Genomic DNA, 14,905 nt, shown 5'->3' on the forward strand with positions numbered 1-14,905 from the left:
GTCAGAACGGGCTGTTGACGAGCGTGTCGGCCGCCATGGTGACGTAGTCGGTCAGAGCCCGGCGATGCTCATCGTCCAGAACGTCCGATTCGATCGACTCGATGGCGATGTTCATGCACCGTAACCACGCGTCTCGTTCGATGGGGCCGATCTTGTAGGGGACGTGACGCATTCGCAATCGCGGGTGGCCGCGCTCCTCGCTGTAGGTGTGCGGCCCGCCCCAGTACTGCTCCAAGAACATTCGCAGACGTCGCTCGGCCGGGCCGAGGTCCTCCTCCGGGTACATCGGCCGGAGGATCTCATCGGCCGCGACCTCCTCATAGAAGCGTGCGGTGATCCGGCGGAACGTCTCGTGACCGCCGGCTTCCTCGTAGAACGTGCTCACGCTCACCATTGTCCACTATCGCCCCCGTGGCATCTACGACACTGTGTAGGCCCTCCGGCGACAGCGCCGCACGCGGTGCGATAAATTGAACCAGACGATCTGCACACGGCAGGTCTCCGCGCTTAGCTCCGAGCGCTAGTCGAAAGGGTGGGGTGTGGATCAACTTCTTGTCCCCGTCGGAATGACCGTCGTGGTGCTGTGTGTGATCGCAGTGGCGCTGTGTGTGGTCTCGATGGTGTTCTCTTTTGGAATGAAGCGGCCGAAGGTCACCGAGTACACGCTCGATCAGCCGTGGGAGAACGGTCCCACTCTGTTCAGCGCGACCGACATCGAGCCGATGGCCCTGAGCCGGCACTTCGAGCCGGGTGATGTCGAGGGAGGTTCGGCAAGTGGCAAGTGGTGATGTGACTCAGCAGAGCACGGCGGTCGCGCCGTCGAACGGTCTTCCGCTCGGCACCGTCGTCACCAGCAGCGGCCGCATCTCGGCCGCGCTGTTCCCGGGCGACGGCTTCGGCACCCCGCCCTTCACCCGCGACGAGTTGATCATGCTCGACGACGCTCTCAGCCAGGCCAGCGAGGTCGCCCTCGTGCGCTTCTCGGTCTACATCGGCGAGTTGGGATCCGACCCGGTCGCCGGCGCCCGCGAGATCCTCGCTCAGGCGCCCGAGCCCGCCCACGGCGCGCTCATTGCGGTGTCGCCGAACTCGAAGGACGTCGCCGTCGTGTCCGGTGCGCTGGTCGCGGGCCGGGTCAACGACCGCGTCGCGGAGCTCGGCGTCTCGGCCGCGCTGTCGTCGTTCAAGCGGGGCGACCTGATCGACGGACTGGTCTCCGCGCTGCGCGTGATGGCCACGGCTGTCGACCGTCCCTGAATCCGACTCACCGACACAGGCCCCGCCGAACGGCGGGGCCTGTCTCGTTTCGCTGGGCTGATGCCCGCGGGCGCGCTACTCGGACGAGCGGCGGTCGCGGTCCCGGGCGCGCAGTGCGCGGGCGGTGGAGTCCCGGCCTTCGGCGATCAGACGCGCCAGGGCGGGCGGATGGTCACCGGCCAGGAAGGCGTCGGCCTTCTGCAGCGCCGCGTCGGTGATGTCCCAGGACGGGTAGAGACCGATCACGACCGTCTGCGCCACCTCGCTCGTGCGCCGGTCCCACAGCGCCGCGACCTCGTCGAAGTAGCGCTGCGTGTAGTCGGACAGCAATTCCGACTGGCCGGGACGCACCAGACCCTCGACGATCGACCGCACGGTGACGTTGGCGATGCCGTCGTCGTCGAAGGCACGCGTCCACGCGGTCGCCTTGGCCTCGGCGTCGGGTCGCGCCGCGCGCGCCGCCTCGGCGTGCCGTGCACCGGCCGCGGTGTTGTCCCTGCGGGCCTCCGCGTCGATCACGTCGTCGCCCACGATGCCGTGGGTCGCGAGGGCTTTCACCAGCTTCCAGCGGAGTTCGTCGTCGACGACGAGGCCCGGCAGTCCGTGATCGGCCGGCTCGTCGCCGTCGAGGAGCGCGCGCAGCAGCGGCTGCTGGTCGTCGCGGGTGACGCCGCCCAGCAGCGCGTTGACGAAGGCGAGCTGATGGTCGGAGCCGCTCTCGGCGTTCTGTGCCAGAGTCAGCAGGCGCCCGGCGAACGTGGGCCATCCGGTCTGCGCGGCCCAGGCGGGGTCGGCGTACGACTCCAGTGCGGTGACCGCCTGCAGTAGGACCCGCTGGACCACGCCGACTTCGGATTCGGCTCCGATGCCTTCGCCGACGAGCGTCAGGAAGTCGCGTGCGCTCATCTCGGCCTGCCTGGTCATCTCCCACGCGGCCGACCAGATGAGCGTCCGGGGCATCGGGTCGGCGATGTCGGCGATCCGAGCCGTCGCGGTGGCCAGCGAGTCGGCGTCGAGCCGTACCGACGCATAGGTGAGGTCGTCGTCGTTGAGCAGTACCAGTCGGCCCCGCTCGACGCCGATCAGGTCGGGAACGTCGGTGCGCGGACCCTCCACGTCGAGCTCGACGACGTGGCTGCGGACGAGCTTGCCTCCCTCGTCGGCGTACACGCCGATCCGCATGCGGTGCACGCGCGTCTCTCCGGCACCCGGCGCCGCGCCCTCCTGCAGCACCGCGAAGGAGGTGAAGCGACCGTTCGCGTCGGTCTCGAATTCGGGGCGCATGACGTTGATGCCCGTGGTCTTGAGCCACTGCGCACCCCAGCCCGACAGGTCACGGCCCGACGCCCGTTCGAGCGAGCCGAGCAGGTCGGCGAAAGTGGCGTTCGCGAAGCGGTGCTCGGCGAAGTACTCCCGCAGGCCGGTGAGGAAGGGTTCCAGCCCCACGTAGGCGACGAGCTGCTTGAGCACCGACGCGCCCTTGGCGTAGGTGATGCCGTCGAAGTTGACCTCCACCGCGGCGATGTCGGGGATGTCGGCGGCGATCGGATGGGTGGACGGCAGTTGGTCCTGCCGGTATGCCCACGATTTCTCGACGTTGGCGAAGGTGGTCCACGCGTTGGTGTACTCGGTGGCCTCGACCTGGGAGAGGACCGAGGCGAAGGTCGCGAACGACTCGTTGAGCCAGAGGTCGTCCCACCACTGCATCGTGACCAGGTCGCCGAACCACATGTGGGCCATCTCGTGGAGCACCGTCTCGGCGCGACGCTCGTACAGGTAACGGGTCACCCGCGACCGGAACACGTAGTCCTCGAGGAAGGTGACGGCGCCGGCGTTCTCCATGGCGCCGGCGTTGAACTCGGGGACGAACAGTTGGTCGTACTTGCCGAAGGCGTACGGAACCCCGAAGACCCGGTGGTAGAAGCCGAATCCCTGCTTGGTCTCGGCGAAGAGGCGCTCGGCGTCCATGTGCTCGGCGAGTGATGCTCGGCAGTAGAGGCCCAGGGGGATCGTCCCGTGCTCGTCGGAGTACTCGTCGTTCCAGACCGCGTACGGTCCGGCGATGAGGGCGACGAGGTAGGTGCTGAACCGTTCCGTAGTCGCGAACCGGTGTACCAGCGCGCCGTCGGCCGCGGTGCCGGGCTCACCGGTGGGGGCGCCGTTGGAGATCACCTGCCAGTTCCCCGGTGCGGTGACCGTCACCGAGTAGGAGGCCTTGAGGTCGGGCTGGTCGAAGCATGCGAACATCCGCTTGGCGTCGGCGGTCTCGAACTGCGAGTAGAGGTAGACGTTGCCGTCGGCCGGGTCGACGAAACGGTGCAGCCCCTCGCCGGTGTTCGAGTACGCGCATTCGGCGACCACCTCGAGAGTGTTCTCCGCGGCCAGCCCGGGGAGCTCGAGGCCGGTGGACTCGTCGAAGGCACTCACGTCCAGTTCTTCGCCGTTGAGCGTCGCGGACACCAGCTTGGGCGCCACGAGGTCGATGAAGGTGGTGGCGCCTGCAGTCGCGCTGAAGGTCACGGTCGTGGTGGAGCCGAATCGCTCGGTGCCGGGGGCGCCGGCGCCGTCGGTGAGGTCGAGTTCGATCCGGTAGTTCTGGACCGAGAGGATGGCGGCGCGCTGCCGCGCCTGGTCACGTGTCAGATTTGGTGCGCTCACGGTGTCAACAGTAGTGGCGGGTGGCCTCCGACGCCGCCGGCCGCCGCCTCGACGGTGGTTGAATGGGTGCATGGCTGAGAACGCTTCCTCCACCGACCGCGTCGACTTCTGGTTCGATCCGCTCTGCCCGTGGTGCTGGATCACCTCCCGCTGGATCCTCGAAGCCGAGAAGGTCCGCCCGATCGACGTGAACTTCCACATCATGAGCCTGGCGGTTCTCAACGAGAACCGGGACGTGCCCGAGAGCTACCGCGCAATGCTCGATACGGCATGGACGCCGGTTCGGGTGCTCGCCGCGGCCGCCGCGCGCCACGGGGAGCAGGTGCTGCCGCGCCTGTACACCGAGATGGGCACCCGGTTCCACAATGAGGGCGTCAAGGATTACGACATCGTGATCCCGGCTGCGCTGCAGGCCGCGGGTCTGGAGGCCGACCTCGCCGGTGCCGCCGATTCCACCGAGTTCGACGGCGCGATCCGGGTCAGTCACCACGCGGGCATGGACAAGGTCGGCGACGACGTCGGGACTCCCACCATTCATGTCAACGGCGTCGCCTTCTTCGGCCCGGTGCTGTCGCGGATTCCGCGCGGCGAGGACGCCGGCCGCGTCTGGGACGGCACGGTGGCGTTGGCCTCGTACCCGCACTTCTTCGAGCTCAAGCGCACCCGCACCGAGGATCCCGAGTTCGGCTGATCGGTTCGCGCGCCTCAGTAGGTGCGGGTCTGTTCGAGCTGGTTGGGCAGGCTGCCGGGAGCGGTCGAGGCCGGTGGCGCCGGCGGCGGCACGGGCACCACGTTGCCGCTGCCCGAACCGCGCACGAACTGCCTGGGCCGCAGCAGAATCGCACCGGCGCGTGTCCGGTCGCGCAGTGCCGCCGCACGCCAGGTGAGGACCGGATGCGACGCCACCGCGTTCGCGAGCGTGACGAAGAAGCCCTTCTCGTGGACCGCGCGGTCGGCGAACTGATCGAAGTCGACGGCACTGAGCAGGTACTTGCCGCCCGCCAGGAGGCCGATCGCCGCGTGCGCGCCGTCGGGACGGGTGTAGTAGCCGTAGTTGTCCGCCGTGTACTCCTGCGAACGTGAGAGAAGCGATCCCAGTAGGGGGAGCCCCATGATGAGACTGCTGAAGAGCTGTCGCCAGTAGGAGACGTGACCGGCGGCGATGTGTCCCACCTCGTGGCCGATCACGAACTCGAGGGCCTCGGGACTGCGTGCCCGGCCGCCGACTTCGAACAGGTCCGAGTACACCACCACGTAGCGGCGGAACCCGTGCCCCGAGGCGAAGGCGTTGATGGCGCCGTTGCCGTTGACGACGTATCCGTCGGGCACGTACTCCATTCCGTAGCGGGCGGCTGCCTCCACCAGCATGCGATAGCCGTCGGGGAACTGCGTCGGGCTCAGCTGCACCGCGTTGACCCGCATATTCGCGTAATTCAGACCGCGTCCGAGGAACACGAGCAGCGGAAGCGCGAGCGCGAGCAGCAGCCATTCGGAGACCGCGCCCACGGCGACCAGCACGACCACCACCGCGTACGCCGCTACCGCCATGAGCACGCCCACCACCAGCACCGGGATCTCCCACGGGTGACGCCGCGGCGCGCCCGCGTAGGCGGCGGGCGGTCGCCACACGGCACCGGGGCCGGGCAGATCGACGGGCGGTTCGACGATCAGCGGATCGTCGACGCCGGGGACTGAGGGAATGGGCCCGTGGGTATCCACGACCACCAATCTACTGGCCTCCCCGTGCCGGTCCGCCGTCGCGCAGGCCCTAGACTGACGCCATGCGGATTTATCTCGGTGCCGACCACGCGGGCTTCGAACTCAAGAACCAGATCTCCGAACATCTCACCGCGGGCGGCCACGATGTCGTCGACTGCGGTGCGCACGAGTACGACGCCCTCGACGACTACCCGGCGTTCTGCATCGCGGCCGCGCAGCGCACGGTCGCCGATCCCGGCAGCCTCGGAATCGTCTTGGGCGGCAGCGGGAACGGTGAGCAGATCGCCGCGAACAAGGTTCCCGGCGCGCGCTGTGCGCTCGCGTGGAGCGTCGAGACCGCGCAGTTGGCGCGCCAGCACAACAACGCGCAGCTCATCGGCATCGGCGGACGCATGCACTCCAAGGAGGAGGCGCTGGCGATCGTCGATGCGTTCATCTCCACCGCGTGGTCGGAGGAACCGCGTCACCAGCGTCGTATCGACATCCTCGCCGAGTACGAGCGCACCGGCGAGGCACCCGCGCTTCCCGGCGAGTAGCAGGCGGTGCCCGAAGGGCATGCGCTGCACCGGCTGGCCCGGCGGCAGCAACGTCTCCTCGGCGGGCAGCGACTATCCGTCTCCAGTCCCCAGGGCCGCTTCGCTCACGAAGCGGCCCTTCTGGACGGTATGGTCTTCCGCCGCGCCGAGGCGTGGGGCAAACATCTGATCCACCGCTACGACGACGGTCGCCGCGGCACCGCAGCCACCCGCCGGATCGTCCATATCCACCTCGGCATCTACGGCACCTTCCGCGAAGAAGCGCTGCCGATGCCGGAGCCGACGGGACAGGTCCGGATGCGGCTGATCGGCGACGTCCTCGGAATCGACTTGCGCGGGCCCAATGCGTGTGAGCTGTACACGCCTGACGATCTCGACGCCCTCGTCGCCCGGCTGGGACCGGACCCGCTGCGCCCGGACGCCGATCCGGAGATCGCGTGGCGCGCCGTATCCCGGTCGCGCCGGGCCATCGGTTCGCTGCTCATGGACCAGCGGGTGATCGCGGGCATCGGCAACATCTACCGCGCCGAGGTCCTGTTCCGCGCCGGTGTCGACCCGCATCGCCCAGGTGTCGCGGTGACCCGCGACGAGTTCGACGAGATGTGGGCCGATCTCCTTCATCTGATGCCGATCGGGGTGCGGCGCGGCCACATCCACGTGGTACGGCCTTCCGACGATCACGGCGCCCCCGCGTATGCGCCCGACCGCCCGCGGACCTACGTGTACCGCAGGGCGGGGGAGCCGTGCCGGTTGTGCGGTACCACCGTCGCATCCGAGCAGATGGAGGGCCGGAACCTCTTCTGGTGCCCGAACTGTCAGCGGTGAGTACCCACCTCGGGTGAGCCGGTCGAAGTCCTCAGCGTTTCCTCATCCTCCACCGGATGCGACTCAAAGACTCATGGCGCATGCTCGAAGACATGGGTGCGACACTGAAATTCACGGTTCTGGTCGTGGGTGGCACGGGGGAGTCGTTCGACGGCGACACGCGGACCGAGGTCACCGGACTCCTGCGGGCGGTCACCGATCGCCTCGACGCCCGCTTCGAATCCCGGTGGGTGGGCTACCCGGCCAGCTATGGTCCGGCACCCGCGCACGACGGCGTCAGCTACGTCGAGAGCGTGTCGGCCGGCGTGACCAACCTGGCGCGGGCCATCGCTGCGGCGGAGCGGCCCGTGATGCTGATCGGCTACTCGCAGGGAGCCGCGGTGATCAGGACGCTGCTCGCCCACCCGGCGAGTCTGCGCTTCGCGGGCGCGATCGCGGCGGTCGGTTTCGTCGCGGATCCGAATCAGCCGCCCGGCGTGATCGACGGCTGCAACGGCTGGGGTGTCGCCGGCCCCGGCGCGGATCTGCCCGACGATCTCCCCGCGTACTGGGTGGGAGCGCCGTCGGACATGATCTGCAATGCCAGTGACGATTCGTTGATCCGGGACATCGCCGACCTCACCGACTCGTTGTCGCTGACCGCGCTGCGACAGTGGGTGGTCGACGCGACGGCTCGGGTGATGAGCCGGCGCATGCAGAACGCGGATGCCACCCGCTTCTCGCCGGCTCAGTGGCGCCGGGATGTGGTGCGGCTGCGCACCGCGGCCCGCGAGATCCGCGGATACCTGCCGCCGACCGTCGAACTCGGCCGCTGGCGGGTGCGCAATCCGCTGGGGGGACGTCACGTCTCGTACGCGAGCGAACCGTACCGTCGCGCCCCGATGACGGCGCCCGACACCACCGGATGCGAGACGCTGGCCCACTGGCTGCAGTTGCAGGCGACCATGGGAGAGCTCAGCCGCGCCGGGTGACGCGCACACGAAAGCCGGGCCTCCCCGATCTGATCGGGGAGGCCCGGCTTCTGATGTGTCTCTGACAGTATTCGTCAGTGCACGCCGACTAGTCTCCGGTGTACTGACCGCCGACGGTGCCGCGGACGACGATCGGGGTGCCCTGACCGATGTTGTCGTACACCCACTTGCCGTTCTCGGTGCTCACGTTGATGCAGCCGTGGCTGGCGTTCGAGACGCCCTGCTGAGCGACCGACCAGGGAGCGGCGTGGATGAAGATACCGTCCCACGACATGCGCGTGGCGTACTCGACGTAGGTGCGGTAGCCCTCGGGCGAGTCGACCGGCACTCCATACGTGGAGCTGTCCATGTACATGTCCCGGTACTTCTCCTTGGTGTGGTACACGCCATTAGGAGTCGGGTGCTTGTCGGTGCCCATCGAGATCGGCATCTGCTTGACGAACTCGTGGTTCTTCCACCAGTAGATCTGGTGGTCGCCGTCGACTGCGAGCGCGACCCAGCCGGTCGGGCTCTTGACGTTCGGCTCAGCAGGCACGGCCGGCTTCTCCGGCGTCGTGGTCTGCGGCTGAGGCTTGGGCTTGGGCTTCGGCGCGGGCGCCTGCGGCAGCCCGGGCACGGTCGGCAGATCGGGGACCTGGACCGGCGGAAGGCCGGGAACGACGGTGACCGGCGCTGCCTCGGCCACTGCGGGCGCCCCCATCGCCAGCGCAGCCGCACCGGCTGCCACAGCAACGACTCGAGCGGTCCGGCTCACCCGGCGGCTCGAAGACTTGGTGGAAAACACGTGGTCTCTACCTTCATTTCGTGGTCGTGAACTAGCGCCACCCCCGTGGGCGCTCGAAGAGTATCGTTACACAACCGTTGTACCCGCGCCAACACATTCCGGGTGAACTTCACCTGTGAATCGGGCGAATCGGCAGCTCAGTGGGGTGTCATCGGTCACAGGTGGTGGAGTGGGTGGTGATCACGACGACCGCCTCGGCCGGACCGTCCGGCGCGGCGAAGACGTGTTCCCGGTCGCTGGTCCACGCGTGGCATTCTCCTGCGTGCACCGTCGCGGGACGGTCGGCGACGCCGACGATCAGCGTCCCCGAGACCACCGACAGCTGTTCGCGCACCCCTTCGCCGTGCGACGGCGACACATGGCGCGCCCCTGCGGGGAACTCGAGGCGGAACACCTCGATGGTCGCGCCGTCGAGATGTCGCGTCGACAACAGCACCGTCACCATGCCGCCGGCCGCGGTGCCGTGTGCGCCGGGAGTCTCGCCCAGCATGCCGGTGAGAGGGACGTCGAGCGGCTCGCACAGGGCGTAGAGGGTTTCGATGTTGGGATTGCGGCGGCCGCTCTCGATCTCCGACAGCGTGGCCTTGCCGATGTCCGCACGGCGCGCCAGCTCCGACAGGCTGAACCCGCGTGCGAGCCGAAGCTCGCGCAGCCGGTCGGCGATTCCGAGGTCGTTCACGTCTGCCGATGGTACGGCGGGAACACCCTCAGGACCGTTCGGTTTACAGAACGTTCGGTTTATGGAACGGTAGTCCCATGACTGAGACCACTCGGAACGCCGAGGTGTGCGGGCGCGAGCGGGTATCGATCGCGGTACCCGTCGGAGCAGGGGTGGTCTGCGCGCTCGTCGGCTTCACCTCGTCTTTCGCGGTGGTCCTGGCCGGGTTGCGGGCCGTCGGGGCCGATGCCGCGCAGGCCGCGTCCGGTCTGTTCGCGGTGTCGGTGGCGATGGGTGCCGCGACGGTCCTGCTGTCGTGGCGGTTCCGGATACCGGTCACCTCGGCGTGGTCGACGCCGGGGGCGGCGCTGCTGGCGACCACCGGGGCGGTCGCCGGCGGGTGGTCGGCAGCGGTCGGGGCATTTCTGTCGTGCGGTGTGCTTCTCGTCGTCACCGGGTGGTGGCCCGGACTCGCGAAGCTGGTGCGGCGGATTCCGGTGTCGATCGCGCAGGCGATGCTGGCGGGCGTGCTGCTGCCGCTGTGCGTGGAACCCCTCCGCGGGCTGGCGACGAACCCGGCGGCGGTCGGACCCGTGCTGGCGGTGTGGCTGGTGCTGCTGAAGGTGCGACCGCGGTGGGCGGTGCCCGGGGCGTTCGGGGCCGCGCTCGTGGTGATCGGAATAGCTCTCGCGCGTGACGGCGGCGGTCCGGGACCGGCGGACTGCGTTCCGCAGTTGAGTGTGACCTCGCCGTCGTGGACCGTCGGCGCGTCGATCGGGGCGGCGTTGCCGCTGTATCTGGTGACGATGGCCGCGCAGAACATACCGGGCGTCGCGGTGATGGCCGGCTTCGGCTACGACGTTCCCTGGCGTCCGGCGATGACGGTCACCGGCGTGGGATCAATGCTGGCCGCGCCGTTCGGTGGACACGCGATCAACCTCGCCGCGATCAGCGCGGCCCTCGCCGCGGCGCCCGACGCCGATCCCGATCGGGAACGACGGTGGGTCGCCGGACTGAGCGCCGGCGTCACGTACCTCGTCCTCGGACTCACGTCGACCGGGCTCGTGGCGGTGGTGCTCGCGGCGCCCGACGGGGTCGTTCAGGCGGTCGCCGGCGTCGCACTCCTCGGAGCCTTCGCGAGTGCCTGCGCGGCAGCGATGTCGCAGGTCGACGATCGGCTGCCGGCCGCGGTCACGTTCGTGGTCGCGGCATCGGGGATCGCGGTGGTCGGGGTCGGTTCGGCCTTCTGGGCGTTGCTCGCCGGGATCGTGCTCCGCGGGCTGGGTGTCGGCAGGCCGTGAGCGGCCCGTCGTTCTCGGCTAGCGTGAACGGCGATATGAGCATCGACCTGCAGTTCCTTCGGGCGTTCGGCGACGAGGCTCCGCTCGTCACCAGTATCTGGCGCGTCGGGCCGGGACGTCGCGGTGTCTCGTCGGCCATGCTCGGCGGCGGTATCGGAGCGGTGGAGTGGGTGCTCAACGTGCAGGTCCCCGGCGACTATCGGCGGATGGACCCGGTGGCGCATCTCCGGGAGGTCGCCGCGGGCAGCGGACTGCGCGGACGCGGAGTGGGCATGTTGACCGCGGCGGCGGTGGATCGGACCGTGACATGCGCCGACGGCGCTGTCACCGCGTCGGCGACCGTCGGGCTGAGGGTGCCGACCTGGGCGGCGGCGCCCGTCGATGCCGCGGATCCGGGACTGGCGCCGTTGCTTCCGTCCGACCGGCCGGTGCCCGGGACCGTTGTGCCGGGGACCGTCAACATCACCGTCGACGTTCCGGTGGCCCTCACCGACGCGGCAATGGTGAACGCCGTCATCACCGTGACGGAAGCCAAGACCCAGGCGTTGCTCGAGGCCGGGTACCCGGCGACCGGAACCGCATCGGACGCCGTCGTGGTGGTCTGCGATCACGGCGGAGAACCCGAGCCCTTCGCGGGGCCGCGGTCGCACTGGGGCGGGGCGCTCGCGCGGGCCGTCCACGCCGCGGTGCGCCACGGCGCTCAGGACTACTCCCGGCGTCTCCGCGACGGCGGGCTCTGACCGTTCGGACGGGACGAGACACTCACGACGATTCAGGGCCGGCCTCCTGTGTCGGAGACCGGCCCTGAATCGTCGCCTGGAGCGGGTGACGGGAATCGAACCCGCGTAGCTAGTTTGGAAGACTAGGGCTCTACCATTGAGCTACACCCGCGTGCGGCTGACGTGCCGGGAGTCCCGGCCGCGCTGCGCGCTTGCAGAACTCTACCGAGCCTCGCGCCGATTCACAAAACGGGAGGCGGGTTCGTCGTGGCGGCGCTTCGGCCCGTACTATGTTCCTTTGGTCCCGCCGGTGTTCGGCGTGGCCCGACGGGATGTGGCGCAGCTTGGTAGCGCATCCGCTTTGGGAGCGGAGGGTCGCAGGTTCAAATCCTGTCATCCCGACGAAGATGTCGCAGGCCCGACGGCACCGCCGGAGAACGGCCCGACAGTACGAACTGCCAGCACGAACCGACAAGGAGTACCAACACCGTGAAGAGCACCGTCGAGCAGCTGAGCCCGACCCGAGTCAAGCTGAATGTCGAGGTTCCGTTCGAGGAACTCTCCGGTGACTTCGACCGCGCGTACAAGTCGCTCGCCCAGCAGATCCGCATCCCCGGCTTCCGCCCGGGCAAGGCTCCGGCCAAGCTGATCGAGGCGCGTGTCGGCCGGCAGGCGATCCTGGAGCAGGTCGTGAACGACGCCGTTCCGGCGAAGTACTCGCAGGCCGTCACCGAGGCCGAGATCAAGGCCATCAGTCAGCCCGAGATCGATCTGGCCGAGCTCGTCTACGGCGAGCCGGTGAAGTTCACCGCCGAGGTCGACGTCCGCCCGGAGATCGAACTGCCGGAGTTCTCGTCCATCGCCGTCGAGGTCGACCCGATCGAGATCGCCGACGCCGACGTGGAAGAGGAGCTCGACAACCTGCGGGGCCGGTTCGGCACCCTCGTCGGAGTCGACCGCGGCGTCACCGGCGGCGACTTCGTGTCACTGGACCTGTCGGCGACCGTCGGCGGTGAGACCGTCGAAGACGCCTCCACCGAGGGGCTCTCGCACGAGGTCGGCAGCGACACCCTGATCGAGGGCCTGGACGAGGCGCTCGAGGGCGTCAAGGCCGGCGACTCGGCCACCTTCACCTCCAAGCTGGTCGCCGGTGACCATGCCGGCGAGGACGCCGAGATCACGGCCAAGGTGAACTCGGTGAAGGTCCGTGAACTGCCGGAGCTGGACGATGAGTTCGCTCAGATGGCCTCGGAGTTCGACACCGTCGACGAACTGCGCGACAGCGTTCGCGATCGGGTCGCCGACTCGAAGAAGTACGAGCAGGCGGGCGCCATCCGTGACGCCGTCCTGGAGCAGCTGCTCGACACCGTCGACTTCCCGCTGCCCGAGTCCGTCGTCGCCGACGAGGTGGAGGCCGTTCAGCACCAGCTGGTCCACGCCCTCGGACACGACGACGCACAGGTCGACCGCTTCCTCGAAGCGCAGGGCAAGACCCGCGAGGAGTGGGACGCCGAGAGCAAGGCCGACGCGGAGAAGTCGGTGCGCACTCAGCTGCTGCTCGACGCCATCGCCGACGCGACGGAGGTGGAGGTCGCTCAGGACGAGCTGACCCAGCAGATCCTGATGCAGTCGCAGCGCTACGGCATCGCGCCGCAGGAGTTCATCCAGCAGCTGCAGAACGCCAACCAGATCGGCGCGCTGTACGCCGACGTGCGCCGCAACAAGGCGCTCGCCGAGGTCATCGGCGAGGTCAAGGTCACCGACACCAACGGCGAGACCATCGACACCAAGGCCTTCTTCGGATCGGCGGACGACACCGAGAGCGATGAGGCCGAGACCGACGAGGCCGAGGACGCCTGACCGCCGGCCTCCGACACCACGGCGACAGCCGGGACGAGTGATCGTCCCGGCTGTCGCGCTGTCAGAGGGCCTTCGACCGGGGATCGAACATCCGCCGAACCGTTCCGCTGTAAGCGAATAAGGGGTGTCGGAGGAACAACCCCGGGGGTGGAATTGATTAATCTCGGTGACAGCTTCTCCGAAGGACGGGCGCGATGCGTCCGATGGACTCGGTCGACGAGACCTTCCGGGGAGATCCGCACCGTTAGACAGATGGGACATCTCAGTGAGCAATCTGTACACGCCCTCGATGAGCTCGGGCGCAGTCGGCCTGAACCTGACCGACTCGGTCTTCGAGCGTCTGCTTCGCGAGCGCATCATCTTCCTGGGCACCCAGGTCGACGACGACATCGCGAACCGCCTCTGCGCGCAGATCCTGCTGCTCGCGGCCGAGGATCCGACCAAGGACATCAACCTCTACATCAACTCGCCGGGCGGCAGCGTGACCGCGGGGATGGCCATCTTCGACACGATGCAGCTCGCGTCATGCGATGTCGCCACGTACGCGATGGGCATGGCCGCCTCGATGGGACAGTTCCTCCTGGCCGCCGGCGCCAAGGGCAAGCGTCACGCGCTGCCGCACGCGCGGATCATGATGCACCAGCCGTCGGCGGGCATCGGTGGCACGGCCGCGGACATCGCCATCCAGGCCGAGCAGTTCGCCGCCACCAAGCGTGAGATGAACCGGCTCAACGCCGAGTTCACCGGCCAGCCGCTGGAGAAGATCGAGGCGGACGCCGACCGCGACAACTGGTTCACCGCCGAGGAGGCCAAGGCCTACGGCTTCGTCGACCACGTCGTGACCAGCGCGGGCGCGGTCGCCTGATCCCGTCGCCACCCACGTTCACCTCACTTCACCGGTTACGGAGAGAACATGACTAACCTGCTTCCCGCCGACGTCCGCGCGGGCATCCCGGATGCGGCCCTGGCGCTCAAGAGCATCGAGGCTCGGTACATCCTGCCGTCGTTCATCGAGAACACCCCCAACGGCCAGCGCCAGTACGACCCGTACGCCAAGCTGTTCGAAGAGCGGATCGTCTTCGTGGGAACGCCCATCGATCAGACGGTCGCCAACGACGTGATGGCCCAGCTGCTGGTCCTGGAGAGCCAGGACCCCGACCGCGACATCACCATGTACATCAACTCGCCCGGCGGCAGCGTGCCCGACATGCTCGCCATCTACGACACCATGCAGTACGTGCACTGCGACGTGATGACCGTCTGCCTCGGCGAGGCGGCCTCGGCCGCGGCGATCCTGCTGGCCGGCGGCACGCCGGGCAAGCGTGCGGCGCTGCCGAACGCGACGGTGCTGATCCATCAGCCGCGCACCGGCGGTGCCTACCAGGGCCAGGTGTCGGATCTGGAGATCCAGGCGGCGGAGATCGAGCGCATCCGCAGGCGGCTGGACGAGATCCTCGCCTCGCACACCGGCCAGGACCCGGAGAAGATCCGCAAGGACACCGACCGCGACAACATCCTCACGGCCGACCAGGCCAAGGAGTACGGAATCGTCGACGAGGTGTTCGACTACCGCAAGAAGTCGGCGCGGAGCTGAGCGAACGTCGAATCTCAGCGACT

Annotated in this window: 16 protein-coding genes and 2 tRNA genes; 12 read left to right on the top strand and 6 right to left on the bottom strand. The window is 68.6% G+C overall.

Annotated elements, in window-relative coordinates; genetic code table 11:
- Nucleotide 1: 1 nt before the first annotated feature.
- Nucleotides 2-394 carry a globin gene (locus tag GSI01S_RS10960; protein ID WP_006896622.1) on the bottom strand — a complete coding sequence of 131 codons (393 nt, stop codon included), beginning with the start codon at nucleotides 392-394 and terminating at the stop codon, nucleotides 2-4.
- Between the two features lie 145 nt (nucleotides 395-539).
- Between GSI01S_RS10960 and ctaJ the strand changes: the two genes are divergently transcribed.
- Both ctaJ and GSI01S_RS10970 read left to right on the top strand, forming a co-directional pair.
- Nucleotides 540-788 carry an aa3-type cytochrome oxidase subunit CtaJ gene (gene ctaJ, locus GSI01S_RS10965; protein WP_006896623.1) on the top strand — a complete coding sequence of 83 codons (249 nt, stop codon included), beginning with the start codon at nucleotides 540-542 and terminating at the stop codon, nucleotides 786-788.
- Nucleotides 775-1,257, top strand: a complete 483-nt coding sequence (locus GSI01S_RS10970; protein WP_372452526.1) for a DUF5130 domain-containing protein — start codon at nucleotides 775-777, stop codon at nucleotides 1,255-1,257. The genes ctaJ and GSI01S_RS10970 overlap by 14 nt, the downstream gene beginning before the upstream one ends.
- A 75-nt stretch (nucleotides 1,258-1,332) precedes the next feature.
- Here the strand turns inward: GSI01S_RS10970 and pepN are convergent, their stop codons facing one another.
- Nucleotides 1,333-3,915, bottom strand: a complete 2,583-nt coding sequence (gene pepN, locus GSI01S_RS10975) for an aminopeptidase N (RefSeq protein WP_006896625.1) — start codon at nucleotides 3,913-3,915, stop codon at nucleotides 1,333-1,335.
- Between the two features lie 70 nt (nucleotides 3,916-3,985).
- Here pepN and GSI01S_RS10980 point away from each other — a divergent pair, with 70 nt between their 5' ends.
- The gene (locus tag GSI01S_RS10980; RefSeq protein ID WP_006896626.1) at nucleotides 3,986-4,606 is read left to right on the top strand and encodes a mycothiol-dependent nitroreductase Rv2466c family protein; all 621 of its coding nucleotides are present in this window, start codon (nucleotides 3,986-3,988) and stop codon (nucleotides 4,604-4,606) included.
- A gap of 14 nt (nucleotides 4,607-4,620) precedes the next feature.
- Here GSI01S_RS10980 and GSI01S_RS10985 read toward each other — a convergent pair whose 3' ends face one another.
- Nucleotides 4,621-5,643 (bottom strand): M48 family metallopeptidase, encoded by a 1,023-nt coding sequence (locus GSI01S_RS10985; RefSeq protein ID WP_006896627.1) that lies wholly within the window; start codon nucleotides 5,641-5,643, stop codon nucleotides 4,621-4,623.
- A gap of 53 nt (nucleotides 5,644-5,696) precedes the next feature.
- On the opposite strand from GSI01S_RS10985, the gene GSI01S_RS10990 reads away from it, so the two are divergent.
- The 3 genes from GSI01S_RS10990 (at nucleotide 5,697) to GSI01S_RS11000 (ending at nucleotide 7,966) form a co-directional block, all read left to right on the top strand.
- Nucleotides 5,697-6,170 carry a ribose-5-phosphate isomerase gene (locus GSI01S_RS10990; RefSeq protein WP_006896628.1) on the top strand — a complete coding sequence of 158 codons (474 nt, stop codon included), beginning with the start codon at nucleotides 5,697-5,699 and terminating at the stop codon, nucleotides 6,168-6,170.
- 6 nt (nucleotides 6,171-6,176) lie between these two features.
- A complete protein-coding gene (locus tag GSI01S_RS10995) occupies nucleotides 6,177-6,995 on the top strand; it encodes an Fpg/Nei family DNA glycosylase (RefSeq protein ID WP_006896629.1) in 819 nt (272 codons plus the stop codon).
- 80 nt (nucleotides 6,996-7,075) lie between these two features.
- A complete protein-coding gene (locus GSI01S_RS11000) occupies nucleotides 7,076-7,966 on the top strand; it encodes a PE-PPE domain-containing protein (RefSeq protein WP_006896630.1) in 891 nt (296 codons plus the stop codon).
- Nucleotides 7,967-8,054: 88 nt separating this feature from the next.
- Here GSI01S_RS11000 and GSI01S_RS11005 read toward each other — a convergent pair whose 3' ends face one another.
- Nucleotides 8,055-8,750 carry a L,D-transpeptidase gene (locus tag GSI01S_RS11005; protein ID WP_006896631.1) on the bottom strand — a complete coding sequence of 232 codons (696 nt, stop codon included), beginning with the start codon at nucleotides 8,748-8,750 and terminating at the stop codon, nucleotides 8,055-8,057.
- Nucleotides 8,751-8,898: 148 nt separating this feature from the next.
- Complete coding sequence (locus tag GSI01S_RS11010) at nucleotides 8,899-9,429, bottom strand: helix-turn-helix domain-containing protein (protein WP_006896632.1); 531 nt, start codon at nucleotides 9,427-9,429, stop codon at nucleotides 8,899-8,901.
- Between the two features lie 77 nt (nucleotides 9,430-9,506).
- Between GSI01S_RS11010 and GSI01S_RS11015 the strand changes: the two genes are divergently transcribed.
- Together GSI01S_RS11015 and GSI01S_RS11020 are read left to right on the top strand one after the other, a co-directional pair.
- Nucleotides 9,507-10,709, top strand: a complete 1,203-nt coding sequence (locus GSI01S_RS11015) for a benzoate/H(+) symporter BenE family transporter (RefSeq protein WP_006896633.1) — start codon at nucleotides 9,507-9,509, stop codon at nucleotides 10,707-10,709.
- 35 nt (nucleotides 10,710-10,744) lie between these two features.
- Nucleotides 10,745-11,449, top strand: coding sequence for an adenosylcobinamide amidohydrolase (locus GSI01S_RS11020; protein WP_039867497.1), 705 nt, complete (start codon nucleotides 10,745-10,747; stop codon nucleotides 11,447-11,449).
- 77 nt (nucleotides 11,450-11,526) lie between these two features.
- Here GSI01S_RS11020 and GSI01S_RS11025 read toward each other — a convergent pair.
- Nucleotides 11,527-11,600: transfer RNA gene (locus GSI01S_RS11025), tRNA-Gly, on the bottom strand.
- 156 nt (nucleotides 11,601-11,756) lie between these two features.
- On the opposite strand from GSI01S_RS11025, the gene GSI01S_RS11030 reads away from it, so the two are divergent.
- The 4 genes from GSI01S_RS11030 to GSI01S_RS11045 all read left to right on the top strand — a co-directional run bounded on the left by GSI01S_RS11030 (nucleotide 11,757) and on the right by GSI01S_RS11045 (nucleotide 14,882).
- Nucleotides 11,757-11,830: transfer RNA gene (locus tag GSI01S_RS11030), tRNA-Pro, on the top strand.
- A gap of 87 nt (nucleotides 11,831-11,917) precedes the next feature.
- Nucleotides 11,918-13,288 (top strand): trigger factor, encoded by a 1,371-nt coding sequence (gene tig / locus GSI01S_RS11035; RefSeq protein WP_006896635.1) that lies wholly within the window; start codon nucleotides 11,918-11,920, stop codon nucleotides 13,286-13,288.
- A 289-nt stretch (nucleotides 13,289-13,577) separates the two neighbouring features.
- Entirely contained in the window at nucleotides 13,578-14,153 is a 576-nt protein-coding gene (locus GSI01S_RS11040) for an ATP-dependent Clp protease proteolytic subunit (RefSeq protein WP_039867541.1), read from the top strand.
- Between the two features lie 48 nt (nucleotides 14,154-14,201).
- Complete coding sequence (locus tag GSI01S_RS11045) at nucleotides 14,202-14,882, top strand: ATP-dependent Clp protease proteolytic subunit (RefSeq protein WP_006896637.1); 681 nt, start codon at nucleotides 14,202-14,204, stop codon at nucleotides 14,880-14,882.
- The last annotated feature ends 23 nt before the right edge of the window (nucleotides 14,883-14,905 follow it).

It is taken from the genome of Gordonia sihwensis NBRC 108236 (assembly GCF_000333035.1).
In the GTDB taxonomy this organism is placed as follows: domain Bacteria; phylum Actinomycetota; class Actinomycetes; order Mycobacteriales; family Mycobacteriaceae; genus Gordonia; species Gordonia sihwensis.

What these genes read in the sequence shown, in the direction of transcription:
- GSI01S_RS10990 (WP_006896628.1), top strand. Translation starts at nt 5,697, where the DNA reads ATGCGGATTTATCTCGGTGCCGACCACGCGGGCTTCGAACTCAAGAAC.
- GSI01S_RS11045 (WP_006896637.1), top strand. Translation starts at nt 14,202, where the DNA reads ATGACTAACCTGCTTCCCGCCGACGTCCGCGCGGGCATCCCGGATGCG.
- GSI01S_RS10980 (WP_006896626.1), top strand. Translation starts at nt 3,986, where the DNA reads ATGGCTGAGAACGCTTCCTCCACCGACCGCGTCGACTTCTGGTTCGAT.
- GSI01S_RS10960 (WP_006896622.1), bottom strand. Translation starts at nt 394, where the DNA reads ATGGTGAGCGTGAGCACGTTCTACGAGGAAGCCGGCGGTCACGAGACG.
- GSI01S_RS11020 (WP_039867497.1), top strand. Translation starts at nt 10,745, where the DNA reads ATGAGCATCGACCTGCAGTTCCTTCGGGCGTTCGGCGACGAGGCTCCG.
- GSI01S_RS11040 (WP_039867541.1), top strand. Translation starts at nt 13,578, where the DNA reads ATGAGCTCGGGCGCAGTCGGCCTGAACCTGACCGACTCGGTCTTCGAG.
- GSI01S_RS11015 (WP_006896633.1), top strand. Translation starts at nt 9,507, where the DNA reads ATGACTGAGACCACTCGGAACGCCGAGGTGTGCGGGCGCGAGCGGGTA.
- GSI01S_RS11000 (WP_006896630.1), top strand. Translation starts at nt 7,076, where the DNA reads ATGCTCGAAGACATGGGTGCGACACTGAAATTCACGGTTCTGGTCGTG.